The organism is Paraburkholderia sp. J76, from assembly GCF_905220295.1.
In the GTDB taxonomy this organism is placed as follows: Bacteria; Pseudomonadota; Gammaproteobacteria; order Burkholderiales; family Burkholderiaceae; genus Paraburkholderia.
Genome location: NZ_CAJMZJ010000002.1, coordinates 552,168 through 576,679, shown reverse-complemented (window position 1 = coordinate 576,679; position 24,512 = coordinate 552,168). Strand labels below are relative to the sequence as shown.

The following is a 24,512-nucleotide window of genomic DNA, read 5'->3' as shown; positions in this document are numbered from 1 at the left end:
AATTCACAAATGCTGTTCCTGAAGTCAGTCTAGTCCAATTTGGTCGTTGAATTCATTATTGCCGTATCGACGACCGATGAATTCACTGACATGAAAAAACCCACACAATCACTTTGTCACGCCTCGGCGGTACTGAGCCTGGCATTGGCGATCGGCAGCGCGATCACTGCCGCGCCTGCAATGGCGGCCAAACCGGCCTGGGTGGCGACGTGGCAGGCGAGCCCACAGCCTGTCTGGGGCGCGGACTTTCTGTTTCCCACCAACGTGCCGCCCGCATTGCACGACCAGACGGTGCGCCAGGTCGCGCGCATCAGCCTCGGCGGCCGACGCCTGCGCATCGTGCTGTCCAACGCTTACGGCAACCAGCCGCTGGTTATAGGGAAGTCCACCGTCGCGCAAGCCGGGCAGCGTGGCGAGGTAGTCGCCGGCAGCCTGCGCACGGTGACATTCGGAGGCCGCGAGGCGACGAGCATCCTGCCCGGCGCATCGGCGATCAGCGACCCTGTGGCCTTGTCGCTGCCTGCACGGGCGCAGGTAGCGGTAAGCCTTTATTTGCCGCAGGCCACCGCGATAAGCACGTTCCACTGGGACGGCCGGCAGACAGGCTGGATCGTGCCTGGCGATCAGAGTTCGGCCCTGACATTGACGAAGGCGGACGGCGCCGCGCAGAGCACGACGGCCCGACCGCTGCTGGCGGGCATTCAGGTCGAAACGGGACACGCCGCGCGGGCAGTCGCGATAATCGGCGATTCCATCACCGACGGCGCGGCAGCCAGCCTCGACAAGGACAGCCGCTGGCCGGACTTCCTGGCCGCCCGACTGGCGCCGCGCGGCGTTGCCGTTGTCAACGCGGGCATTTCCGGCGCGCGCCTGCTCTCCGACGGCATGGGCGTCAACGCACTGGCCCGCCTGGATCGGGACGTGCTGGCGCAACCGGGCGTGCGCAGCGTCATCGTGATGCTGGGCATCAACGATATCGCGTGGCCCGGTACGGCATTCGCGCGGGATGCACAGCGCCCTTCGCTGGACGCCCTGACGGCGGGCTATCGTCAACTGGTCGAGCAGGCGCATGCGCGGGGAGTGCGTGTGATCGGCGCCACGCTGACGCCGTTCGAGGGCGCTTTGCCCGGCACGCCGCTCGACAACTACTATCGGCCCGACAAGGACGCCTTGCGCCAGCGGGCGAATGACTGGATTCGCCACAGTGGCGTATTCGACGCCGTCATCGACTTCGATGCCGCGCTGCGGGACCCCACGCATCCGGCCCGGATCGCCGCGCGCTATGACTCCGGCGATCACCTGCACCCCGGCGATGAAGGCAACCGCGCGATGGCCGCAGCCGTTGATCTTGAAGCGTTGCTGCCTGGCGTCGGGGTCTCGAATGCCTCAGCCGGACTTCACGGGAGCACTGAGCGGCATTGTTCGCCGCCTCTTGCCTGTTCAGACCTGTGACGACGTGGGCTCTGGCTGGCCCGGGCGTGCAGGGGAGCGTCTTCTGCCCGGGCGCGCGATGCGACGAAACAGCGAATGCAGCGCCGAGGCGTTCCGTTGCAGGCCGGCCATGAGTATCAGCGCACCGATGAGCGCGGTTCCGCTGCGGTCGAGGGCGGGCACACCCGCCAGCATGCCGGCTGTGCCGATGGCGGCGACGCCGGACGAAACCGAGTCCGCGCACGCGTGCCATGCGTTGGCATCGAGCGCGCTCGCGAGCGTGCCGCCGCCGTATGGGTTCGCCCGTGCCGCCGCCGCTCTCAAATAAACAAACAGGCCTGCCTTGGCCGCGACACTCGCGACGGAAACGGCCAACGCCGCCAACGCCACGGCGGGGCGTGCGCCGGCGGCCTGGGCGTCGTTCGGGAGCATGCCTGCGATCAGGAGTTCGGCGCCGGTTGCCGCGACGAGCAGGTTGGCAAGCACGATTGCCATCGGCGTCAGTTTGCCGGCGCGCCCGACTCGCATGGCCTGATCGAAACAGATTGCGCCCGCAACGATCCCGTCGCCTAGCACGTCGACCAGGGTATGCGCGCCGTCGGCGAGCACGGCATCCGAGCCGGAAATCCAGCCAGCGACGAATTGCATCGCCATCAACACGATATTGACGAGAACGGCGACGCAGGTGACTTGCATGGGGCTTTTGTTGTGGGCGCGTGCAAATGGGCGACGCTCGGAAAGGAGCCGCTAGCGTAGCCAGCGCATATTGCAGGGCGGTGACAGCGGACGGTGCTAACGAGGCGCGCCAGTCACGCGCGATCCGGCGGCGGTCCGTCGCTTAGCATCGGCAGATTCGTTGCCACGTAGCGTCCGGGCGTGGTGCCGAAGCTGCGCCGGAAAAGCGCGATGAATGCGCTTGCGTTGTCATAGCCCAGTTCGAGCGCGACGGCGGTTACGGGCTCGCCCGCGGCGAGCAGCTCGACCGCGCGCAAAAGGCGCGCGCGTTGGCGCCAGGCTGTGAAGGTGAGCCCTGTCTCCGCGACGAAGCGCCGGCTCAGCGTGCGAGGCGCCGAATGCGCCCACGCTGCCCACTCGTCGAGCGTGCGCGGGTCGGCGGGAGCTTCGGCAAGCGCGGATGCGATGCGCGCGAGTTTGGCGTCGCGCGGCATTGGCAGGAGAAAGGCGTCGGCGGGGCTGCTTGCGATTTCGTCGAGGATCACCGCGATCAGGTGATGCTGCGCGGGCTCCGGCGGTCCGGGTTCCCACTCCGCCGCGCGCAGCACCGCTTCGCGCAGGAGGCCCGAGACGGCGATCGCGCGCGGCTCGGCGGGCAACGTGGCGCAGGCGTGCGGCGCGACGTAGACGGCCCAGCCCGCGAACGGGCCATGCGAGCGCGCGGCATGCACGTGCGACGGGGGAATCCATACCGCGCGCGTGGTTGGCAGCACCCATGCGCCTTGCGTTGTGCGCACGCTCAGCAAACCCGAACACAGCCCCAGCAGTTGACCCGACGGATGTTGATGCGGCGCCGAAACGCGCGCAGCGCTCTGCCGGCCGGCGAGCGCGATGAGCGGCGGATCGGTGTCGTCCATCGTGTGGACCCGGGCGATCTTTTCCTGCAGGCGGTTGGGCGAAAGCATGGCGTCGACAAGGTATCGATTGGCGCAAATAGTCTATCAGCGCCAACGCGCTACGGGCTAAGCTGAACGTTCACGTTGCCGCAACCGGAGCCCGCCATGCCCCTCAACGCCGCCGACCTCGACGGTCTTTACGACCCGCCCTCGGAGATGATCGTCAAGGGCGTGATGCCGCGCCTGCTGCCGTTTCACCTCGCGTACCTGCGCGTGGCGAGCTTCTTTTGTCTCGCGACAGGCGCCGCCGCGGGGCTCGACGCGTCGCCGCGCGGCGGCGAGCCGGGCTTCGTGCAGGCGCTCGACGAGCGCACCGTGGCGTTCGCGGACTGGCCCGGCAACAACCGTATCGCCTCGCTGCGCAATCTCGCCGAGGACAACCGGCTTGGCATGCTGTTCCTCTTCCCCGGGCTCGAGGTTTTCCTGCGCATCAACGGACGCGGATCCATTTCGGCCGAGCCTGCGGTGCTGGCGCGGCTCGCGGAGGGCGCGCGAACACCGAAAACGGCCATCGTGGTGCATATCGACGAGGTGCTGTTTCATTGCGGCAAGGCCATCAACCGCGCGAAGCTCTGGAGCGAGACGTCGCGGCTCGACCGCCGCAGCGTGCCCTCACTTGGCGAGATGAAGGCGGCCATTACCGGTGCGGACGCGGCCAGCGCCCGCGCGATGGACGAGGGCTACTACCGTTCGGTGCGCAATGACCTGTACTGAGGACCGGTGCCGAGGACCGGTACCGAGGCCGTTGCCGATCGCGGTGCGCCCCACAATGGTTAGTTACTCCTCCTCGACGAGCGACGGCTGCAACCTCGGACCGGGATGCGCGGGCGCGCAAGGGGCGCGTTGCAAGGCCGGCTGGCAAAAGCGTCTTCGATAGTCGGAAGGGGTGAGCCCCATGACCTTGCGGAACACGCGCCGAAATCCCGCGACGTCGCCGTAGCCCAGGCTCCAGGAAATCTCCTCGATGCTGGCCTGCGAAAACTCGAGCATTTCGCGCGCTCGGGTGATCCGCAGCCGCTGTTGATATTCGCTCGGCTTCATGCCGGTGGCGACCACGAAACGACGCAGAAACGTGCGCTGTTCGAGATCTGCATGCTGCGCAAGATCGGCAATGCTGACGGGACGCTCGCGTTGCGTGAGAAGCCATAGCTGCGCCCTCAATATCGCCCTGTCTCCGTGTTTCGTCCTTGGGTCGAACTCGCTGTAAAAGCGCTGCTCGCGCCCGGGCGGGTCCACGAGCATGAAACGGGCCGTTTCCAGCATGACGGCTGTTCCCAGAAACCGCTCGGTCAGCCTCAAGCCCAGGTCCGCCCATGCGAGCACGCCGCCGGCAGTCACGACATCGCCATAGTCGATGACCATGTGATCGGTTTCGGTGAGCACGTCGGGAAACTGTTCCGCGAATGCTTCATTGAATGACCAGTGTGTCGTCGCCTGCCGGCCGGCCAGCAGTCCCGTTCTGGCCAGGATGAAAACGCCGCCGCATACCGCGGCGAGGACCACGCCTTCGGCGTGTTTTTCGCGCAGCCAATGCAACAGCGGGCTCATTTCCTCCTTCCTTTCCGGCGCTTGCGCGTTCCCTGGAATGACAAGCAGTGACAGCGCGTGCGGCGAGCCCGGGCAACTGTCGTATTCGCAGCGAACGCCCGTGCCGTCGTGGTCCGCTCGCCAGTGGGTAATGCGCACAACCGCCGCCGCGCCGCCATGCCGCTTCGCGGCGAACTCGCCCGCGTAGGTAAACAGATCGGTGAGGCCGTAGACACCCGCGTTCGAAGTTCCCGCATCGCAAGCCAGTCCAATCTCGATCCGCGGGACCGAAACGCGTGCCGTTTTTGCCATGTTTTTTGTCACTTTCGTCCGTTGTGGTGTTGGGTTAGCCCGAATACGCTGAAAGCGGCAGACCGGATTTCGACAGGCGCTGCGCGTAAAACAGTTGTCCCTTCGTCAAAGCCAACTTTGGAGAATCACGAGATGGAAGCGAACACTGGAAGCTCATACCTCACGACCGCAGACGGAACCCGGATTTTCTACAAGGACTGGGGCGAAGGCCAACCCCTGGTCTTCCATCACGGTTGGCCGCTTTCCGCAGACGATTGGGACGCGCAGTTAATGTTTTTCCTGGATCAGGGATACCGCGTGATCGCGCATGATCGCCGGGGGCATGGACGCTCCACCCAAACGGTCCGTGGCAACGATATGGACACCTACGCGGCGGACGTCGCCGAGCTTGTCAAGGCACTCGATCTAAAAAACGCGGTACACATTGGTCATTCCACGGGCGGAGGCGAAGTGACCCGCTACGTCGCCCGGCACGGCACAGGAAACGGGCGAGTCGCGAAGGCTGTGCTCATCAGCGCCATTCCGCCACTCTTCATGCAGTCGGAAAAGAACCCCGAAGGCGTTCCCAGGGCCGTTGTCGATGATATACGCAACGGGACCGCGAAGCACCGCTCGCAGTTTTACCAGGATATCACGATCCCGTTCTACGGTTTCAATCGGCCTGGAGCGGCCGTGTCGGAGGGCATTCGCGAGAACTGGTGGCGGCAGGGCATGATGGGCGGCATCAAGGCTCAATATGATTGCGTCAAGGTGCTCTCGGAAACCGAGTTTTATGACGATCTGGCGATAATCGACGTCCCCGTGCTGGTTATGCACGGCGAGGACGATCAGATATGCCCTTTCCCGACCACGGGAGCGAAGTCCGTCAAACTGTTGAAGCACGGAACGCTTAAATCGTATCCGGGATTGCCGCACGGAATGCCGACCACCCATGCGGAGCAGATCAACGCCGATTTGCTGGCGTTCATCAGGTCGTGAGCGACGCCGCCCGCCGCCCTGATGCACGCCGAAGCGTGCGCCCGTGTCAGGGTTGACGTTTGCCGCGGGCGCCGGCGGACTTTGCTGCGGGCTTTCCCGCCGGCTTGCGTGAACCCGCTGCGGGCTTGCTGCTGGGCTTGCTGGCGGGCTTGCTGGTGGACTTGCTCACGGGCTTGCTGCGAGGCTTTTGCACGCTGAACGGGCTGCCGGTGGAGAAGCTCGTGCCCTGGCTCGCAGGCGCGGCTTGCGGCACTTTGGGCTTCTTGGGCTTTTTGGGTTTCTTGATGATCTGGCCCGTCGCGCTGGTCTCCGGCACGCGGTGGTCGGCTTCGAAGCCCGACACCTCTTCACGACGCAGCGTCTGCCTGATCAGCGCTTCGATGGCGGCCAGTTGCGGCGCTTCGTCGGCGCACACGAGCGATACCGCCACGCCGCTGGCGCCCGCGCGGCCGGTGCGGCCGATTCGATGCACATAGTCTTGCGCCACGATCGGCAGGTCGACGTTGATGACGAGCGGCAGGTCGTCGATATCGAGCCCGCGTGCAGCCACATCGGTGGCGACCAGCATCTGGACTTCGCCGGTCTTGAAGCGCTCCAGCGCACGCAGGCGCGCGGGCTGCGGTTTGTCGCCGTGGATCGTGTCGACCGCATAGCCCGCGTCATCGAGCAACGCTGCGAGGTAATCCACGCCGATGCGCGTTTTGACGAACACCAGCGCGTGCTCCCATTTGTTCGCCGCCACGAGGTGCATGAAGAGGTCGGGCTTGTTCCGTTTGTCCACCGTCACCACCCACTGCCTGATCTTGCTGGCCGTGGCGTTGGGCGGGCTGACGCTGATATTGACGGGGCCGCGCAGAATGTTCGCCGCCATGGCGCGGATATCGTCGGTGAACGTGGCGGAGAACAGCAGTGTCTGGCGCTGGGCGGGCAACGCAGCGAAGACGGCATTGAGTTCGCGCGCGAAGCCCAGGTCCAGCATGCGGTCGGCTTCATCCAGCACCAGCGTTTGTACCTGATCGAACTGCACGGCGTTCTGACGATTGAGGTCGAGCAATCGGCCCGGCGTGGCCACGAGCACATCGACGCCTTTTCGCAGCTTCATCATCTGCGGGTTGATGCTCACGCCGCCGTAGGCCGCCAGAAATCGCAGGTCGAGGCCTTTGCCGTATTCGATAAAGCTCTGCAGCACCTGTTCGGCCAGTTCGCGCGTGGGCACGAGCACCAGAACGCGCGCGCGGTTGCTGGACACCGCCGGGCCGTGCTGCACGAGCCGTTGCAACAGGGGCAGCGCAAAACCCGCCGTTTTGCCCGTGCCGGTTTGCGCGGCAGCCATGACGTCCTTGCCGCTCAGTACGGCGGGGATCGCCTTGACCTGCACGGGCGTGGGCGTCTGGTAATTGAGGTCCCGCAGGTTGCGCAGCAAGGGATCGATCAGGCCAAGCGAAGCAAAAGACATGGGCGCGTTCCGGGCTAAAACCGTGATTTTAGCGGGTGGCGCGGGTGGCGTTCGATTGCATCGTGCGGATCGGTGTTCGACACGAAGCGGCTCGATCCGGTCAGTCCCGGATCGAGCCTGAGCATCGTCTCATCGGGCTTCGCGGCCCGGGGTTCTCCGGTCAGTAGCGTTGATGGTCGTCGTCGTGATGATTGTCGTCGCGATGGTGACCGCTATCGCTTCGGTCGGCGCGTTGGCCGTGCCAACCCTGGTCGCCGGGATGACTGCGCATCCATTCGTCGTGTGACCAGTAGCGATGGCCGTCGTAGTACCGGTCGCCGTGCCAGCCCACGGTGATTCCGACCTGCGATGGCGCAACTGCCATCGGCGGCGAAACTATGCATCCGGTAAGGCTTAAGCCGAGGGCTGTCAGCAAGGTGGCGGTGACGAGTGTTTTCATTCAGATATCCTGGTTAAAACAAGGCAATGGCATTGACCATCCCTGCCTCAACGGATTGGAAACACACTCGTTGACGCGTCGCGGAAAACCTGACGATGCTTGACAGTTGGCCGAGGCCGCTACGCGGACAAAGATGCGATGCGTGCCTCGTGCGCACCATATCGGGCAAAATGGGCGCTCCAGAAAGGAGGAAGCAGAGCGTGGGAGTAAATTTCGATCTGAACGATCTGCAGGCCTTTCGCGCCGTCGTAGAGAAGGGAACGTTCCGCAAGGCCGCCGAAGCGGTCAATATCTCCCAGCCAGCGCTGAGCCGCCGTATCGAGAAACTCGAGGAAGCGCTAGGCGTGCGGCTCTTCGAGCGAACCACTCGCAGCGTCACATTGACAACGGTCGGGCGTGTTTTTGCCCAGAGCGCGGAACAGCTTCTCGACGATCTTGACATGGCGCTGCTGGGCATCCGCGACGTCTCGACGAGCCGCCTTGGGCACGTGACGATTGCCTGTGTGCCTTCGGTCGCGTATTACTTTTTGCCCGGCGTGATCGCAAGCTATCACGCCCGGTTCCCGAGGATCAGGGTCAAGCTTCTCGACGCGAGCGCGAACGAGGTGCTGAGCGCCGTTATTAGCGGCGAGGCGGATTTTGGCGTGAGCTTCATGGGAAGTCAGGAAGCCAATATCGAATTTAAAGTGCTGCTGCAGGAACGCTTCGTCGCTGCATGCCGTCGCGATCACCCGCTCGCACGGAAAAAACGCGTTTCCTGGAACGAGCTATACCAGCACGAATACGTTTCTGTCGACAAGACTTCTGGCAACCGGCTATTGCTCGATCAGGCGCTGTCCGGTCTCGCTCCGCACCCCGCCTCAGTGTGCGAAACCCGGCACGTCACGACGATGCTAGGTCTCGTCGAAGCAGGACTCGGCGTGGCCGCCGTGCCGTCGATGGCGATGCCGCCCGCCGGCCATCATCTGCTGACGAGCGTGCCGCTGATCGAGCCGGCCGTGCGAAGACGCGTCGGACTTATCAGGCGGCGAGGGCAGCAACTCACCCCGGCGGCACAACAGTTCTACCAGACCATCCTCGACGCGAAGCGCGCCGGGGCGGCCCTATCCCGAGGGGCCCTATCCCGAGGGGCCCGAACGGAAAACGGTCGAGCGCGCAAATGAGGCCGGGATTGCCCTTCAGGCCGTTGCCCAGGCTGCCGTCGCTCAATGTGCGGCGACAGAGTCGAGGCCCGTCGATCGCACGTCGGCCTGAGCGGCGGACGAAGAAAGGTAGTCAAGCAGCGCCTTTGCTTCTTTCGGATGCTGCGCATTGACAGGAATTCCGGCTGCGAATCGTGTGACAGATTGTACGGACTCCGGAATTTTCCCGACGAAGGTTGCGCCGCTGACGGGCAATAGTTCGCTCACCTGCTGGAAGCCAATTTCGTAGTCGCCGTTCGCTACGACCGATGCCACCGGTATTCTCGGAATCATCTTCGCCTTCGCTTTGACCTGCTCTTCTATGCCGAGCCGCTTGAACAGTTCTTGCTCGATATAGACTCCGCTCGCGCTATCCGAGTAAGCGATGGACTTTGCGTGAAGCAGCGTTTGCCTCAATGCGTCGACCGAGCCGATGTCGGGCTTCGGCGCACCTTCGCGTACGACCATGCCGATGCGCGAATCGGCCAGTTCCACTCGCGATCCCGGAATGACCTTGCCTTGCTTGATCAGGTCATCGAGCGCGTAGCCGACCATGATGACGGCGTCGGCCGGCTCGCCGCGCTCGAGACGATTGGGAATCGCTTCTGGAGACTTCCCCATGGAAGGGCCCAGGGTGGTCGAGAGCGTATTGCCCGTTTCGGACGCGAACTTCGGGCCGAGGAGCTTGTACGCGGCGGTGAATCCGCCGGAACTCATCACGTGCAGATCGGCGGCCTGTACGTTCACGGCGGCGGCCGATGTAGTCACCAGCGCCGCGGCGCACAATTTCAGAAACAGATTTTTCATGGGCGAGAGAGCGGTAGTGAGAAGGTGGAACGGGAAATTCTCGCCTCAGCTTGCCGGGTTCAGCGTGGCGGTGCGGCGGCGGTAAAGCATAAGCGTCGCACATACGGCACAGATGGCGGCGAAGCTCAGCCAGTAACCCGGTGCAGCCTTGTCTCCCGTGCCGTGAATCAGGGCTGTCGCGATTGCCGGCGTAAAGCCGCCAAACACCGCGGTCGCGAGGCTGTACGCGAGCGAGAAGCCCGCCACTCGCACTTCCACCGGCATCACCTCGGTCAGTGCGACGACCATCGCCCCGTTGTAGATCCCGTACATGAAAGACAGCCAGAGCAGGACCAGCAGCATGTGGGCGAAGCTGGGCGAGTTCGCAAGCAGCGACAGCGCCGGATACGCAGTGAAGATGGCCAGTGCCGCCATCGCGAGCAACAGCGGCTGGCGGCCGAACTTGTCGGAAAGTGCTCCGCCGATGGGCAGCCAGATGAAATTGGACACCGCGATGCATAACGTCACGAGCAGGCTATCCGCGGTGCTCAGGTGAAGGACCGTTTTTCCGAAAGTGGGCGCGTAGACGGTGATGAGGTAGAAGCTCGTGGTGGTCATCGCCACCAGCATGACTCCCGCCGTCACCACGGCCCAGTTCTGTGCCAGCGTGCGGAAAACCTCGTTCATGGTCGGGCGATGGCGGCGCGCCTTGAACTCTTCCGTTTCGTCGAGGTTTCGGCGCAGCATGAAGATAAACGGCACGATCATGCAGCCGACGAAGAACGGCACTCGCCAGCCCCACGCCGCAATCGACGCCGCGTCCAGGTATCGATTGAGCGCGAAACCGAGGCCTGCCGCGACGACGATGGCAACCTGCTGGCTAGCGGACTGCCAGCTTGTGAAAAAGCCCTTGCGGCCCGGCGGCGCCATCTCCGCCAGGTACACGGAAACGCCGCCCAGCTCGGCGCCAGCCGAGAAGCCCTGGAGCAACCGTCCAATGAGAACGCATGCGGGCGCCAGCATGCCGATGCGGGCGTAACCCGGCACGAACGCGATCAGGAGAGTGCCGCATGCCATGAGTGCGAGCGTGACGATCAAGCCCTTGCGCCGGCCGACGTCGTCAATATAGGCGCCGAGAACGACGGCGCCGAGCGGCCGCATCAGAAAGCCCGCACCAAAGACGGCAAAGGTCATCATCAGCGAGGCGAATTCGCTCGCGGCCGGAAAGAAGACGCTGGCGATCTGCGTGGCATAGAAGCCGAACAGGAAGAAGTCGAACTGCTCCAGAAAATTTCCGGCGGTCACGCGCAAAACCGTGGCCGCCGTAGAGGCGCCCGGCAAATGATTCGAGGGCGATGGGGGCATCGAGTCGTCTCCTGAGTTTTGGGGAGTGTGAGGCCGATCCAGCGGCTCAATTCTTTCGATGCATGGTTGCGCAAAACAGGTGAAACGATAAGTGCAATTTTTCGAATGATTGATGCATGGAATCGATCAATCACTTCGAGCTATTGCCGGCCCTGTGTCGAGGGACGGCGGGGAGCGGCAACGCGACGCGTTCAATGACTGATTTCTTCGAGCCTCAGCCCATTGGTTTTGGGACCGAACGCGCCGATCGAGATCATCACCACCACCATGCACGCCGTGATGCCGGCAAACACACCGGACACGCCGAAGTCGCGCAACAGGAACGCGATAAGGAAGCCGGACATCATCGCGCCCACCCGGCTCGCCGAGTACACGATGCCGTTGGCGCGGCACCGTACGGCGGTAGGAAACAACTCCGACTGGTACGCGTGATAGCACACGGAGATCGTCTGCCCGGCAAGGCTGATCAGCACGCCCAGCACGATAAGCGGCCCCGCCGATTTCATCTGGCCAAAGAGCAGCCCGAACACAACGACTGCGAACGCGGCGCCGACAATCAGCCATTTGCGCTGCACCTTGTCCGCATACAGCATCGTGATCATCGGCCCAACGGGCAGGGCGATGGCAATCACGAACGAATACAGCAGGCTCTTCGTGATGGTGATCCCTTGCCCGATCAGCAGGGTCGGCACCCAGTTGGCAAATCCGTAGTAGCCCATCGCCTGGCAGAAATTGAACACGACGAGCATGATCAGCCGGCCGCGGTAGGGCGGCTTCAGAAGCTCGGCAAGCGATGCGCGGCGGTGCGCCGGCTGCTCGACAGCGGCAGCGGGCGGCGGCAGAGGCTGCCCCGATTGCTGCATGGCCTTCGTCTCCATCTTCTCCAGGATGCGTTCGGCCTTTTCCTCATGGCCGTGCGTGGCGAGCCAGCGCGGGCTTTCGGGTACGCCACGGCGGATAACCCACACGAGTAAGGCGCCCACCGAGCCGATGAGCACCACCCAACGCCAGCCGTCGATGCCCATCACTGTCGTCGGAACCAGCCAATACGAGAGGATGGCTGCGACCGGCGCGGCGGCGAACATGATCATCTGGTTGAAGGCCATCGCCCGGCCACGCATATATTGCGGGACGATTTCCGTGACGTAGCTGTCGATCGTCACGATCTCGATACCCACCCCGATGCCGGTGAGGAAGCGCCACAGGATGACGCCTTCGCCCGTGGTCTGGAACGCCATGATGGCCGAGCCGATGGAATACCAGAGCAGGGAGAAAGTGAACACGGCGCGCCGCCCGTAGCGGTCCGGCAGCCAGCCTAGCCCGAATGTGCCGAGGAACAGACCCGCGAACGTGGCCGCGATGAACCCCGCCATTCCCTGAAAGCCAAAGAACTCCCGGGTCGTTGTCTGCAGCAACCCGCTTCTAGCCATGCCGGGGGCGATATAACCCGTGAAGATCAGGTCATAGACTTCAAAGAAGCCGCCTAGCGATATCAGGAACACCATCGTCCAGATATATCGGGTGGCGGGCAGACGGTCCATTCGTGCCGAAAGCGCTGCGGCGCCGCGCGCCTGCGTTCGGATTTCGGATGACGCGACCGGTGTAATGCCCGTTGTGACGACGCGTTGCATAACTGTCTCCTGAATGGCTCCCATGGCACGTATATTTTTAAGCATGCCTTATTAAATCGATTGCGGCCGCCTGCTTTTTAGGCACTCGGCGACCTTGTATCACTCTTTCCCGCTGAGCACTCCACGGCGAACCTGGTCGCGTTCGATCGACTGAAACAGGGCCTTGAAATTGCCTTCGCCGAATCCGTCATCGCCCTTGCGTTGAATGAATTCGAAGAACACCGGCCCGAGCAGCGTGTCCGAAAAAATCTGCAGCAGCAGGCGAGGCTGCTCGCCCGAGGTGTCGCCGTCGATCAGGATGCCGCGTGTCTGCAGTTCCGCCACCGGCTGGCCGTGCCCAGGAAGCCGCTCTTCGAGCATCTCGTAGTAGGTTTCGCCAGGCGCCGTCATGAGCGGTACGCCGGCCATGGCGAGATTGTCGATAGTCGCCAGCAGGTCGTCGGTCAGCAGCGCGACGTGCTGAATGCCTTCGCCGTTGAACTTCATCAGAAACTCTTCGATCTGCCCCGCGCCCTTCGACGATTCCTCGTTCAGCGGAATGCGGATCCTGCCGTCGGGAGCTGTCATGGCCTTCGAGGTGAGGCCGGTGTATTCCCCGGAGATGTCGAAGTAGCGGATTTCACGAAAGTTGAACAGGCGCTCGTAAAAGTTCGCCCAGAACGACATGCGGCCGCGATAGACGTTGTGTGTCAGATGATCGACCTGCTTCAGTCCGTGCCCGGCCGGATGACGATCCACGCCTTCGATAAACTCGAAGTCGATGTCGTAGATGGATTTGCCGTCTTCGAAACGGTCGATCAGATAGAGCGGCGCACCGCCGATACCCTTGATCGCGGGCAGACGCAGTTCCATCGGGCCGGTAGGCATGTCCATTGGCTGTGCGCCAAGTTCCAGCGCTCGCGCGTAGGCCTTGTGCGAATCCTTCACTCTGAACGCAAGGCCGCAGGCCGACGGACCGTGTTCAGCGGCAAACCAGGCGGCCGGGCTCTTCGGTTCCCGGTTGACGATGAAGTTAATCTCGCCCTGCCGGTACAGCACGACGTCTTTCGACCGGTGTCGCGCGACCAGCGTAAAGCCGAGCTTCTCGAACACGGGTTCGAGTGTGTTGGGGGTGGGCGAGGCGAATTCGACGAATTCGAATCCCATCAGGCCCATTGGGTTCTCAAACAGATCAGCCATCACAAGCTCCACCAGTCGGAAAAACATTGATCCCGGTCCGGCGCCCGGCCCACATGGCAAAGTTCGCCGCGATACCGTTCGGGCCGCCGCATAGGCGGCTCAGGCCGCTGCCCGCCCGGTCAGGCGGGCGAGAATTTCCTGCGTGTGCTCGCCCACCCGGGCCAGCGCCTGACGCACGCCTGGCCGGCGTCCGCCCATCAGCAGCGGCAGGAGCACGACGTCGGTCGTTCCATCCTCGGTGTCCATCGGCACGATGCCGCCGCTCGCTTTCAGGTGCGGGTCGTCGAGTAGCTGTTCGGGCCGCACGATCGGCGCGTAGGGAATACCGGCGGCTTCGAGCTTCGGCGACAGCTCCCCGGCACGATGATGTTTCAGGATTTCGCCGAGGCGCATCAGCAGTTCGGGGCGCACCGCAACGCGCAGAGCGTTGGTGGCGAACCGCGGTTCGGCGGCAAGATCTGGCCGCTCCAGTACGTCGCACAGTGTGACGAACTGCTTGTCGCTCACGGCGCCGATGAAAAGCTGCTCGTCGTCGGCGAGCGTGAAGACGTCGTAGACGCTCCAGGCCGAAACGCGAGCCGGCATCGGCGGCGGCGGTTGGCCGGTCATCGCATATTGCTGCATGTGCTGACTGCTCAGGAACACGCAGTTTTCGAACAGTGCGCTCTGGATTTCCTGGCCGCGCCCGGTCGTGTCGCGCTCGCGCAGCGCCGCCAGTACGCCGATCGCCCCGAACATGCCGCCCATGATGTCGTTGACCGAAGTGCCAGCGCGTAGCGGGCGTCCGACCGGTCCGGTCATGTAGGAGAGACCTCCCATCATCTGCACGACCTCGTCGAGTGCCAGGCGCTTTTCGTAAGGGCCGGGCAGGAACCCTTTGTGCGAGACGTAGATCAGCTTGGGAAAGGTTTTCGACAGCGTTTCGTAGTCGAGACCCAGCTTCGTCATCAGGCCAGGCCGGAAATTTTCCAGCATGACGTCGCACTGACCGATCAACTCCCGTGCGTCGGCGTGGCCCTCAGGAGTACTGATGTCGAGCACCACGCTCTTCTTGTTGCGGTTAAACGAGCGGAAAAAGCCGATGCCGAGGCCCGGCAGCGTGCGCGTCCTGTCGCCGCCCGGGGGTTCGATCTTGATGACTTCGGCGCCGAGGTCCGCGAGGATCATGCCGCAGGTCGGGCCCATGACCATGTGGGTGAACTCGATGACGCGCACGCCGGCGAGTGGAAGGGGATTCGGAGTATTCATAGGGACCTCAGGCGGATCTCAGGCGTGGAGCGTTGCGCTCGAAGAGGGCGCGAAGGTTTTCGGCAAACCCGAAAGCCACAAGGCGCCATGAAGTGTTTCGTTCGATAGCCACTGCGCGACTTTTTCCCGAAGAAGAAGCAGGCGGGGAATATCGATGCCGGTGCAGATGCCCATGTCGGCAAGCATGAACGCAAGGTCTTCGCTGGAGGCGTTGCCGCTCGCGCCCGGCGCATGCGGGCAGCCTCCGATTCCGGCAAGGGTGGCGTCGAAGCGGGCCACTCCGGTTTCGAGCGCCGCGTACACATTGGCGAGAGCCAGACCGCGCGTGTCGTGGAAGTGGCCGCACCAGAACCTGTCGCCGGCAATCGCGCGGGCCTTGCCGAACAGTTCGCGCACGGCGGCGGGTCCGCCGTATCCGACGGTATCGGCGATGCTGACGCGATCGGCGCCCGCGTCGAGCAGGGCTTGCATGCAGCGCAGCACTTCGGCCTGATCGACAGCGCCCTGGATCGTGCAGCCGAACGCAGTGCCGATGCCGCCTTCGATCAGCGTCTTCGAGCCGCTGGCGTCGCGCGCGGCGCGAATGCGGGCGACTTCCGCGATCACTTCGTCGGGCGTCTTGCGCAGGTTGGCCAGGCTATGCGCGTGGCTGGCGGACAGCGGCACCAGCATCAGATCGGCCTGCGACCCGATCGCGCGCTCCGCGCCCTTGAGATTGGGGACGAGGACCGAGACGCGCAGTCCGGGCAGCGTTTTGGCGTAGGCGACCAGCTCGGCGGTGTCCGCGAGCTGCGGCAGAAGTTTGGCGGGGACGTACGAACCCACTTCGATTTCGCGCTGACCGGCGGCATAGGCGTCGGCGATCCACTCGATCTTGCGTTTTGTCGGAAGAACGGTCTGGATGCTCTGGAGGCCGTCACGCAAACCGACTTCGCGAATGACGACGTTCGGGGGGAACAAGGGCATGCGTGTCTCCTGAATACCTGCCAGTCATGGCTGCTGGCACTGGGGTCACTTTAGGCTTTCCACATCCGACATAAAGAGGTATTTTGGAATCGATACGATTCCAGATTGGAAAGTCAGAGGGCCCGGGAGGAGACAAAAAGTGCGAGACATCGATCTCAAGACGTTGCGGCTGTTCGTGGCCGTCTGCGAGCACCGCAACATGGGCCGGGCGGCGGAGGAAGAACATATCGAGCCGTCCGCGATCAGCAAGCGGATCGCTCAACTGGAGGCGGATCTCGGCGTGCCGTTGCTCACGCGTTCCCGTCGCGGCGTCCAGCCGACGCCTGTGGGGCAGAGTCTGATCGAACACGCGCGCAATGTGCTCTTCACGATGGACAGGATCGCGAGCGATGTCGCGGCCTATGGCAGCGGCCTTGGAGGCAGCGTCAGCATATGCGCGACGGCCTCGGCGATCGCCGAGGCTTTGCTGGACGACATCGCGACCTTCATGCGGGAGCCGGATAACCAGAACATCCGGGTGAACGTGGAGGAGCGTCTGTCCATCGACCTTGTTCGCCAGTTGCGGGAAGGGGCGGCGTCGATCGGTGTCTGCTGGGACAGCGCGGACCTGGAGGGCTTGCAGCACGTGCCCTATCGTCAGGACCGGCTTGCGCTCGCCGTCTACCCCGGGCATCCACTTTCCGGACTGGATTCGGTGTCGTTTGAACAGACACTTGAGCATGAGCACGTCGGCATGCCGCCTTCGACTGCCGTTCACGCGATGCTGCAACGCGCCGCGGCCAAAGCGGGACGGACGATGTCGTACCGCGTGATCGTGTCCAACTTCGACTCCGCGTTCCGGGTGGTTGCGGCGAAGCTTGGCATCAGCGTCGTGCCGGTTGAAGTGAGCGAGACCTACAGGCAGATTTTCGACGTCGAAACGATCCCGCTGACCAACTCATGGGCCCTTCGCCAGTTCGTGGTGTGTTTTCGCAAGCTGGATGCGCTACAGCCTGCTGCGCGGCGGATGGTCGATCATCTTGCCCGGCGGGCTACTGCTGCTGGGGACTTCGTTTGAGGGCGATGGGTCGAACGCCCGAAACGCCTGGTGAAACGGGAAGAGGCCGCACGAAGGTTGGGTTAGAACCATCCTTCGATGCGGCCTCGTCGATGATTAGTATCTCTAACCGTCGGTCAGAACCTTGATCGCCAGTGGATTAGTCTGCGCGGTCTTGATTGAACCGATCGCCACGGCAGAATAGTTCGTTCCTGCGGCGACCGTAAGCGTGGCCTCGATCGCAGTCGTCGACGTTCCCGCTGCATTCACCTTCACATCGTAAGTGCCCGCAGGCAAGGTCAAGTAATTGCTGATGGCGCCAAACGGCACGTTGGTCAACACCGCCTGCCCATTCACCAGAACATCTACCGGACCGGCATCCGGGGCGGCGTGAATGACGCGCACCCTCGCCTGGCCAGCGGGCGGGGCCGTCGTTTCATCGGTTGCCAGTAGCGCCTGGATGTTGGCGAGGAAATTGGCCGCGATTGCGGTATAGGCGCCGCCGGCCGCCAGACTCGGATTGACATTGATTACCGTGGTAGAGGTGCCAGCGGCATTCACCTTGATCACGTGCGACCCGGCCCGAACGTTCAGGTAGGACGAGACCGTGGGGTAGGTGACGTCGGACAGCACCTTCGTCCCGTCAACGTATACATCGACGGCTGGCGCGTCGGGCGACGCATGAAGCACCCTGAGCCGGGCGCCCGGGGTGTTGTCATCGTCGCCACCGCCGCCGCAACTTGCCAGCAGGATCGTGGCCAACAGCGCGCATATCACAGCAAGGATTTTGCTCATCACGGCCGCTCCTCTCACAAGTCGCCATCGCCCGCTAACGGTGGGGCAGGGACATCAATGTCGTTCGCTTCACGGAAGTCTAGTTTCTCGGTCGAAGTGGTTGGTCGGCTGAAGTGGGTCAAATGCTGGTCATCGGATATACCCTCGGCAAGGGGCGCCGGTGCTGGCCGGGCGTCGTGGCATACTCTGCTTCATGAAGGTCCGGCGGACATACGGGTTGGCCGGATTATTCGGCGAGGACTGAATTGAAGTAGTTCAGGAGTATTGATGTCCTGCTTCAATTGCAGTTTCCTGATGGTTACTATTCGCCTCGCGGGGGGCGCGCCCAACGATGGGATCAGAAGCGACAGGCAAGGCCGCGACACGTCCGCGCCATCGTATCGGGATCGTCGCGCAGCTTGCCGGTCTCCCGGTTGCTACGCTTCGGGTGTGGGAGCGCAGGTACAACGTCGTCTCCCCACGCAGGTCGGCCTCAGGGCAACGCCTGTACAGCGACAGGGATGTGACGCGAATCGCGCTCCTGAAGTCGCTTGCCGATCGCGGCCATGCGATTGGCTTGATCGCCCGGCTGGATCTGGCGGAACTCGAGCGGCTCGCGACGATGGACCTCGAAGCGAGAGCGGTTCCTCGTGCCCAGTCGGAAAAAAACATACGGACAAGGGTAGTGATCGTGGGCAATGTGCTCGCTCGCCGGATCCGTCATTGCCTGACGACTCTGCAGCAGGATCATCTGATCGAGCCGGTGGTGTACGAGAACATGACTCAGGCGTTCGCCAGCGGACCGCCGCACCCGGCAGACTCCCTGATACTGGATTTGCCATCGCTTCATCCCGACGATGCCGAGCGTATTTTCGCCCTCAGGCTGTCGCTGGGCGTTTCCGCCGTGACCGTCGTTTATTCGTTCGCGGCGTCCGAGACCATCGAGATCCTGCAGAGGGCGAACGTCTCGACCCGCAGGGAGCCGCTGGCCAAGTCCGCGCTATGGGCGATGCTGACCGACCTGCTGGCGGTGCAGTCGACTCGCCCGAGCGGCCCGGACGTTGCGGGGCTTTCCGGAGCGCGCCACTATCCGGACGAGGTTCTTGCGGACATGGCTCATGCGTCTGTCACGCTCGCGTGCGAGTGTCCGAGGCATCTTGCCGACATCGTCATGCAACTGTCCGCGTTCGAGCGGTACAGCAGTGAATGCATGATCCGGACGCCGTCCGACGCGGTGCTGCACAGTTACCTTGCAAGTGTTTCAGCGCGCGCACGCGAGATGTTCGAATTCGCCTTGCAGCGGCTCGAACAGGAGGAGCGGTGGGTCCCGGAAAAGGGCGGCAAACGCCGTCGAGGCACGCCGGCGGCCGGGAACGACTAGAGAGCCAGGCCGCCTTCATCCGGGGCGGGCGGCCGGCGCCAGTCAGGCGCGGCTTCGGGAAAACCTTGCCCACACCGCGCGAAGGCGCCTCGCACGGTCCTCAAGCAAATACGATGCGGCCAGTGTCAACATACCGGACACCGCGCCTGTCGCGATGTGCTCCACATACGGGATGCGGTAGTGGCTCGGGTGAGAGTACGCATCGCCAATCGTTGTCAGTACGCCGACAATCAGCGCATTGCCGTATCGGTGCCCGTAAAATCTGGCCGCGGACGTGAACGTCAGAAGGACAGCCAGAAGTCCCGTCAGGAGTCCTGTCTGTAATGCAATCGTCCAGTGGGTAACGCTCAAAATATGGCCCCAGCTTCCGGGCATGCACGTCATGCATGCGCTGGTCGGCTGCCAGAAACGCTGGATGAACAGCCTCGCCCGGCGATTCCACTCGCTCGACATGATTGATGCCCTCGTCACTGCCCGCGCCGCCATGCGTTACGACCGCCAAAGTTGGTCACGAAAATATCCGTGATGTGCTATCCAGGCGTCTTGCCATCCGCTATCCGGCAACTTCCGATGCGTCGTTAATCCGTATCTGTGAGGTAGTTCGCCCCGTGTTCCGGCGCGGTTACAGGCCGGCGAAGCTTTTTGCTTCCGCGCGAAAGGGCGCGGCGCGGACTGCGACCCGGTTATCTCAGTGGCGGCGCTACGGATTGCATATTGCAATGGCCGATACATGCAGTTTAGTCAATCAGTATCGCCAGGATTTTATCCCGTCGACTTCACGAGTACAGGCGCTTCGGCAAGGCGACGGTAGATATTACGTTGGCGCACAATAGGCCACCACTCGTAGAGGAAGATTTCCATCGGCCGCCAGTTGGCGACCCAACCGAAAATCACCAGCCCCTCGGCAACGAGCTTCGAAAAACGATAGCCGGGATAACTTTCGACCGCCGCGCCGCCGAGCAGGCACACGCCGAGCACGGCGAGGCCAATGGCGAGCGAGCGACGTCCATCGCGAAACAGCTTGCGCAAGGATTGCTGCGCCTCGTTGGAACGTTCCCTGAAATGGCTGGCTATCGCTTCACCGAGAACCGCGGCAAGTTGCGATTCGGCCTCTTGCGCCGGCAGGTGAACAACGATCCGAAGCGGCCGACGAACCGGCACGTTTTCGGCGTTGTCAACGATATAGGCCTCTGCTGCCGCGGCGAGGCTTCTCTCCCTGAAAGGGTACGGGTCGTGATTGTCGAACAGTTGTATGGCTCGATCGAGGCGTATTTCGATGGCTTCGACATCGGGAGCGGTTGACATCGCAGGGAATACCTCAAGAGTGAACGGTGTTTGCCAACGTCTGGAGCCGGTTGACAGACTAAACCACGCACGGCTTCGGGCATTCGGCATGGACCAGGCGCAACATTCATCACCGCCGCCGTGCGACAAGTCTATGCACACGTCTGCCAGAAGACAGGTTGACCGCTTCGGCGTCGAGCAAAAATTCCGTATCGCCGAGGCTTTCCCTGACACGCGCGGCGTCGAACCCGGCGTAGAGCCGGCCAGCAGCATCGCGGGTGGAAACCGATTCCGCGACGCGCCAACTCAGATACAGCGTCCCCATCGGACTGAGAATTTCGAACAGACGTACACAAGCTTGGGTAACTTCATCCGGCGGCAAATGCATGATGACTGTTTCGCACAGCACGTTGTCGTACGTTTCTCTGCCGACAGCGTCCAGCGCGGGAAGCGCGGCGCGCCTGAACACCATTGACGGAAACCCGGTCCTGGCTTGCGCAAGCAAGCCCTCGGCGGCGTCGTAGCCAATGGCAGGAAAACCATGATCGTTTAGCCACGCAACGTCGCGGCCAGCGCCGCAACCGATGTCTGCAGTTTTACCGCCTGGGGTGAAGTACCGCTGCAACAGCGCGTACATGTCGGTCGGCGGAGGCTGGTCGCGCCACTCAGCCGCAAACCGGCTCGCGCCCGCCGAGTAAGCTTCGATGGTTTGTTCGTCCATGATTAATGCCACCGGTCAAGCGTTGACGATTGCGGCCGGATGAATGACTACAGGCTTGCCCAGCGTCTGCGCAACGGGTGATGTTCGCGCCGCCTCACGCGCCAGCGCCTCGTGCGCCGGGGACGGTTCTGTCGCGAAGTGCAGTGACACGTTAAATCCGGTTTCGCGATCTTGCCGGTCAATGGCCACCCTTACTGTAACGGTGGGCAGTGTGGCGCCCGCACGTTCGGCGGCCATGTCGATGGACATGCATATGCACGCCGCAAGCGCGCTCTCCAGCAGTTCGTGCGGTCGCATGCCCGCAGTCCCCCCGTTGCCGCCCTTTTGCGTATCCGAGGGTACGAGAATGCGTCCGTTACTCAGTTGGACGCAATATGGCTCGCCCTGTCGCGTTGCCGTGATCATGATGGTCTCCGCCGCGTTGAGAAGTATGGGTAGTTTCCATGCACGCTGCCTGGTGGGGAAGGCAAGTCGTCATCCCGGTATGGTATGTAACAGGCTTCGCGGCGCTCGACGATCTGGGCTGACACTCACACGGGCAAAAGCAGTGGGTTGGTAGCTCCGGAATTTGCGCGGTGAGCGTCAGGTATCAGGCAGCCTTCAAAACGATCCACTCTGTTTCGTTACCCTGACGAGCGACCAATCGTAACCAAGTGCTTTCACGCGAGCCTCCAGACTGGCAAGGACTTCAGGGGCAGGGTGGGCCGCGCGCGTCAATACCCACAGGTAGCGACCCGACGGCTCGCCGATGATCGCCCAGTCATAATCGTCGCCGTGATCTAGCACCCAGTAATTCCCGTAGAACGGCCCGAAGAATGACACTTTCAGTTTTGCATTCGTCGCGGGATCCGCGACTTTCGCTTTGCCGACCGACTGACTGAAATTTCCGGAGTCGCCGCGCTTGCGGCCGCGATTGACAACCTTGACGGTGCCATCGCCGTTGAGCGAATAGTCCGCTGTGACGTCGTCCATGTCCCGCTCGAATGACGCCTCATAGCGGAATTGCTCGTACCACCGGCCCATGTATCTGGTCAGATCGACTGATCTGGCCGGCTGCGGCACGGCGCGGTTGCCGACGGGCCCGGGTCGAGGGATGTAGGCGCAGGCTCCAAGAAGCAGGGCGGCCCCGGTTAGCACAGTGACGACGATTTTCTTCTGCATGGTCGATTGTCCTTTCAACAGCGCGGGCGTGAATGTAGCCGCGTCCGGTTTCGCTCTTGATGAAGCATCCATCCCGGACTCCGGCAGCAGCGTGCCGCGCTTGACCAGCAAGCGCCACACCTAAGGCTTCGGCGGCTTCGGCGATTGTTGCTGTTTATGGGACCCCCCTTTACATCGCTGCGGGGTAATGATCGCGAAACCCTGGACGTTAATCAGAAAACGCTTAAATCCTGGCTGGGTAATTCCTGCGTTGTACCTGAATCGGAGCACGCGGTAGTGTTGCCTGGGTTGGGGTTTTGCTGGCTCCCGATTATAAAAATTTTGCACGATGAATAGACTTTCTTTGAACGGTAGGGCATGGAGCATCGTAGTTTTGCTCTGGCTTGCCCTGGTCGTAACTGGCGTAATTGGTAGTTTGCTGATACGAAACCACATGGTGGAGCAACGCAAGGCCGAGCTGAGCCATCAGACCCAGGTCGCCATGAGCGTCATCGACTCTTACCGGCGGCGTGTGGCAACGCACGAACTGGAGCCCGAGGAGGCCAGAAAGCGCGCTATTGCCACATTGCGCTCCATTCGTTATGGAGATGACAAAAGCGGGTATTTCGGCGTTTACGACTCGCAGGTGACGGCCGTCCTGAATCCCGTCAAGCCTGAACTGGAGGGTAAGGACGGGAGCGGTGATATCGACCAGAACGGTACGCATTTTGCCGTCGAGATAGTCAAAAGTTCTTCGCCGGGCGGTGGTCATATTAGTACGTATTATTGGCCCAAACCCGGTAAAGACGGTGCGGTCGAGAAAATGACCTACGCCGATTACGTGCCGGAGTGGGACTGGCATGTTTTTACGGGAGCTTATCTCGACGACGTCGACGATGCGGTATGGGAACTCGTTGTAGTGGAAGTGATGCTCATGACCGTCATCGGCCTGGTTGTCACGCTGGGCATGCTCTGGCTGATCCGTTCCATCCGCACAAGCCTCGGCGGCGATCCGGATTACGCGGCGCATCTATGCAAGCGCATCGCATCGGGTGACTTGACCACGCCCATTGTGCTTGCTGGAAACGACCGGCAAAGCCTGCTGTATTCAATGAGCCAGATGCAGGCGCAGCTAACCGATACGCTCGGCCGGATTCAGGACGCCGCGGGTTCGATTACGACTGGCGCGCATGAAATCGCGAGCGGCAATACCGATTTGAGTTCTCGCACGGAAGAGCAGGCGGCCTCGCTTGAAGAGACGGCTTCCAGCATGGAGCAGTTGATGGTGACCGTGCGGCAGAACGCAGGCAGTGCGAAGAAAAGCAACGCGCTCGCGTCCAGGGCCTCGGAAGTGGCGAGCCGGGGCGGCCAGGCCGTTGGCCGTGTGATCACGACCATGAAGGGCATTTCCGATAGTTCGGCCCAGGTCACGGAAATCATAGGCGTGATAGAGGGGATTGCCTTCCAGACCAATATCCTCGCGTTGAATGCGGCGGTTGAAGCGGCGCGCGCCGGTGAACAGGGGCGCGGTTTTGCCGTCGTTGCGTCCGAGGTTCGCACCCTGGCCCAGCGTTCGGCAACGGCGGCGAAGGAAATCAAGGAACTGATCGGCGCATCGGCCGGGCAGGTCAGGGAGGGCGAGACACAGGTTGGCGATGCTGGACAGACCATTGACGAAGTCGTGCGGGTCGTGCAGCAGGTAGCGGATCTGATTGGTGAAATCTCGTCGGCCTCCGATGAGCAGCAGACAGGTATCGAGCAGGTGAACCAGGCAGTCGTGCAGATGGATCAGGTCACGCAGCAGAACGCGGCACTCGTCGAGCAGGCGGCGGCTGCAGCGCAGTCGTTGAGCGAACAGGCGCAGGCGCTGCGCAGGGCCGTATCGGTATTCCGGATCAATGGGCGCGTTACGGATTGAGCCGTCCGGGCTTGACGGGATTGAGTCGTGCCAGCGCGCGAGTTCAGTAAACATGGTGATGGCAAATGAATGGCATTCAGGATGACTTACCGAATGATTTGCTGGAATCGGTTAGCTCGCCCGACGGC

At 62.6% G+C, this 24,512-nt stretch carries 24 protein-coding genes; 7 read left to right on the top strand and 17 right to left on the bottom strand.

What is annotated here, in order from left to right; genetic code table 11:
- Nucleotides 1–90: 90 nt before the first annotated feature.
- Nucleotides 91–1,452 (top strand): SGNH/GDSL hydrolase family protein, encoded by a 1,362-nt coding sequence (locus U5768_RS06160; RefSeq protein WP_322029482.1) that lies wholly within the window; start codon nt 91–93, stop codon nt 1,450–1,452.
- Here U5768_RS06160 and U5768_RS06155 read toward each other — a convergent pair.
- Together U5768_RS06155 and U5768_RS06150 are read right to left on the bottom strand one after the other, a co-directional pair.
- Nucleotides 1,441–2,127 carry a cation transporter gene (locus tag U5768_RS06155; protein ID WP_322029481.1) on the bottom strand — a complete coding sequence of 229 codons (687 nt, stop codon included), beginning with the start codon at nt 2,125–2,127 and terminating at the stop codon, nt 1,441–1,443. The two genes, U5768_RS06160 and U5768_RS06155, sit on opposite strands and share 12 nt — an antisense overlap.
- A 113-nt stretch (nt 2,128–2,240) precedes the next feature.
- The gene (locus U5768_RS06150; RefSeq protein WP_415913857.1) at nt 2,241–3,071 is read right to left on the bottom strand and encodes an AraC family transcriptional regulator; all 831 of its coding nucleotides are present in this window, start codon (nt 3,069–3,071) and stop codon (nt 2,241–2,243) included.
- A gap of 96 nt (nt 3,072–3,167) precedes the next feature.
- Between U5768_RS06150 and U5768_RS06145 the strand changes: the two genes are divergently transcribed.
- Entirely contained in the window at nt 3,168–3,776 is a 609-nt protein-coding gene (locus tag U5768_RS06145; RefSeq protein ID WP_322029480.1) for an MSMEG_1061 family FMN-dependent PPOX-type flavoprotein, read from the top strand.
- Nucleotides 3,777–3,839: 63 nt separating this feature from the next.
- On the opposite strand, the gene U5768_RS06140 is transcribed toward U5768_RS06145, so the two are convergent.
- Nucleotides 3,840–4,901: a GlxA family transcriptional regulator gene (locus U5768_RS06140; RefSeq protein WP_322029479.1), complete on the bottom strand. Its 1,062-nt coding sequence runs from the start codon at nt 4,899–4,901 to the stop codon at nt 3,840–3,842.
- Between the two features lie 132 nt (nt 4,902–5,033).
- Here U5768_RS06140 and U5768_RS06135 point away from each other — a divergent pair, with 132 nt between their 5' ends.
- Nucleotides 5,034–5,879 carry an alpha/beta hydrolase gene (locus U5768_RS06135; RefSeq protein ID WP_322029478.1) on the top strand — a complete coding sequence of 282 codons (846 nt, stop codon included), beginning with the start codon at nt 5,034–5,036 and terminating at the stop codon, nt 5,877–5,879.
- 46 nt (nt 5,880–5,925) lie between these two features.
- On the opposite strand, the gene U5768_RS06130 is transcribed toward U5768_RS06135, so the two are convergent.
- Both U5768_RS06130 and U5768_RS06125 read right to left on the bottom strand, forming a co-directional pair.
- Nucleotides 5,926–7,335 carry a DEAD/DEAH box helicase gene (locus tag U5768_RS06130; RefSeq protein WP_322029477.1) on the bottom strand — a complete coding sequence of 470 codons (1,410 nt, stop codon included), beginning with the start codon at nt 7,333–7,335 and terminating at the stop codon, nt 5,926–5,928.
- Nucleotides 7,336–7,495: 160 nt separating this feature from the next.
- Nucleotides 7,496–7,774: a hypothetical protein gene (locus U5768_RS06125; protein WP_322029476.1), complete on the bottom strand. Its 279-nt coding sequence runs from the start codon at nt 7,772–7,774 to the stop codon at nt 7,496–7,498.
- Nucleotides 7,775–7,974: 200 nt separating this feature from the next.
- Here U5768_RS06125 and U5768_RS06120 point away from each other — a divergent pair, with 200 nt between their 5' ends.
- The gene (locus tag U5768_RS06120; protein WP_322029475.1) at nt 7,975–8,937 is read left to right on the top strand and encodes a LysR family transcriptional regulator; all 963 of its coding nucleotides are present in this window, start codon (nt 7,975–7,977) and stop codon (nt 8,935–8,937) included.
- 42 nt (nt 8,938–8,979) lie between these two features.
- On the opposite strand, the gene U5768_RS06115 is transcribed toward U5768_RS06120, so the two are convergent.
- The 6 genes from U5768_RS06115 to U5768_RS06090 form a co-directional block, all read right to left on the bottom strand.
- Nucleotides 8,980–9,762, bottom strand: coding sequence for a substrate-binding domain-containing protein (locus U5768_RS06115; protein WP_322029474.1), 783 nt, complete (start codon nt 9,760–9,762; stop codon nt 8,980–8,982).
- Between the two features lie 45 nt (nt 9,763–9,807).
- The gene (locus tag U5768_RS06110; protein ID WP_322029473.1) at nt 9,808–11,106 is read right to left on the bottom strand and encodes an MFS transporter; all 1,299 of its coding nucleotides are present in this window, start codon (nt 11,104–11,106) and stop codon (nt 9,808–9,810) included.
- Between the two features lie 191 nt (nt 11,107–11,297).
- Nucleotides 11,298–12,737 (bottom strand): MFS transporter, encoded by a 1,440-nt coding sequence (locus U5768_RS06105; protein ID WP_322029472.1) that lies wholly within the window; start codon nt 12,735–12,737, stop codon nt 11,298–11,300.
- Between the two features lie 99 nt (nt 12,738–12,836).
- The gene (hppD, locus tag U5768_RS06100) at nt 12,837–13,916 is read right to left on the bottom strand and encodes a 4-hydroxyphenylpyruvate dioxygenase (RefSeq protein ID WP_322029471.1); all 1,080 of its coding nucleotides are present in this window, start codon (nt 13,914–13,916) and stop codon (nt 12,837–12,839) included.
- Between the two features lie 99 nt (nt 13,917–14,015).
- Entirely contained in the window at nt 14,016–15,164 is a 1,149-nt protein-coding gene (locus tag U5768_RS06095; RefSeq protein WP_322029470.1) for a CaiB/BaiF CoA-transferase family protein, read from the bottom strand.
- An 18-nt stretch (nt 15,165–15,182) separates the two neighbouring features.
- Nucleotides 15,183–16,130 carry a hydroxymethylglutaryl-CoA lyase gene (locus U5768_RS06090; protein WP_322029469.1) on the bottom strand — a complete coding sequence of 316 codons (948 nt, stop codon included), beginning with the start codon at nt 16,128–16,130 and terminating at the stop codon, nt 15,183–15,185.
- A gap of 139 nt (nt 16,131–16,269) precedes the next feature.
- Here U5768_RS06090 and U5768_RS06085 point away from each other — a divergent pair, with 139 nt between their 5' ends.
- Complete coding sequence (locus tag U5768_RS06085) at nt 16,270–17,187, top strand: LysR family transcriptional regulator (protein ID WP_322029468.1); 918 nt, start codon at nt 16,270–16,272, stop codon at nt 17,185–17,187.
- 105 nt (nt 17,188–17,292) lie between these two features.
- On the opposite strand, the gene U5768_RS06080 is transcribed toward U5768_RS06085, so the two are convergent.
- A complete protein-coding gene (locus U5768_RS06080; RefSeq protein WP_322029467.1) occupies nt 17,293–17,961 on the bottom strand; it encodes a DUF4397 domain-containing protein in 669 nt (222 codons plus the stop codon).
- A 331-nt stretch (nt 17,962–18,292) separates the two neighbouring features.
- Between U5768_RS06080 and U5768_RS06075 the strand changes: the two genes are divergently transcribed.
- Nucleotides 18,293–19,321: a MerR family transcriptional regulator gene (locus U5768_RS06075; RefSeq protein ID WP_322029466.1), complete on the top strand. Its 1,029-nt coding sequence runs from the start codon at nt 18,293–18,295 to the stop codon at nt 19,319–19,321.
- Nucleotides 19,322–19,363: 42 nt separating this feature from the next.
- Here the strand turns inward: U5768_RS06075 and U5768_RS06070 are convergent, their stop codons facing one another.
- The 5 genes from U5768_RS06070 to U5768_RS06050 form a co-directional block, all read right to left on the bottom strand.
- Nucleotides 19,364–19,774, bottom strand: coding sequence for a hypothetical protein (locus tag U5768_RS06070; protein WP_322029465.1), 411 nt, complete (start codon nt 19,772–19,774; stop codon nt 19,364–19,366).
- Nucleotides 19,775–20,083: 309 nt separating this feature from the next.
- Entirely contained in the window at nt 20,084–20,626 is a 543-nt protein-coding gene (locus U5768_RS06065) for a hypothetical protein (protein ID WP_322029464.1), read from the bottom strand.
- A gap of 109 nt (nt 20,627–20,735) precedes the next feature.
- Complete coding sequence (locus U5768_RS06060) at nt 20,736–21,326, bottom strand: class I SAM-dependent methyltransferase (protein WP_322029463.1); 591 nt, start codon at nt 21,324–21,326, stop codon at nt 20,736–20,738.
- Between the two features lie 15 nt (nt 21,327–21,341).
- Nucleotides 21,342–21,731 (bottom strand): OsmC family protein, encoded by a 390-nt coding sequence (locus tag U5768_RS06055; protein WP_322029462.1) that lies wholly within the window; start codon nt 21,729–21,731, stop codon nt 21,342–21,344.
- Between the two features lie 195 nt (nt 21,732–21,926).
- Entirely contained in the window at nt 21,927–22,487 is a 561-nt protein-coding gene (locus U5768_RS06050; RefSeq protein ID WP_322029593.1) for a lipocalin family protein, read from the bottom strand.
- A gap of 328 nt (nt 22,488–22,815) precedes the next feature.
- On the opposite strand from U5768_RS06050, the gene U5768_RS06045 reads away from it, so the two are divergent.
- Nucleotides 22,816–24,384 (top strand): methyl-accepting chemotaxis protein, encoded by a 1,569-nt coding sequence (locus tag U5768_RS06045; protein ID WP_415913856.1) that lies wholly within the window; start codon nt 22,816–22,818, stop codon nt 24,382–24,384.
- Nucleotides 24,385–24,512 lie beyond the last annotated feature (128 nt).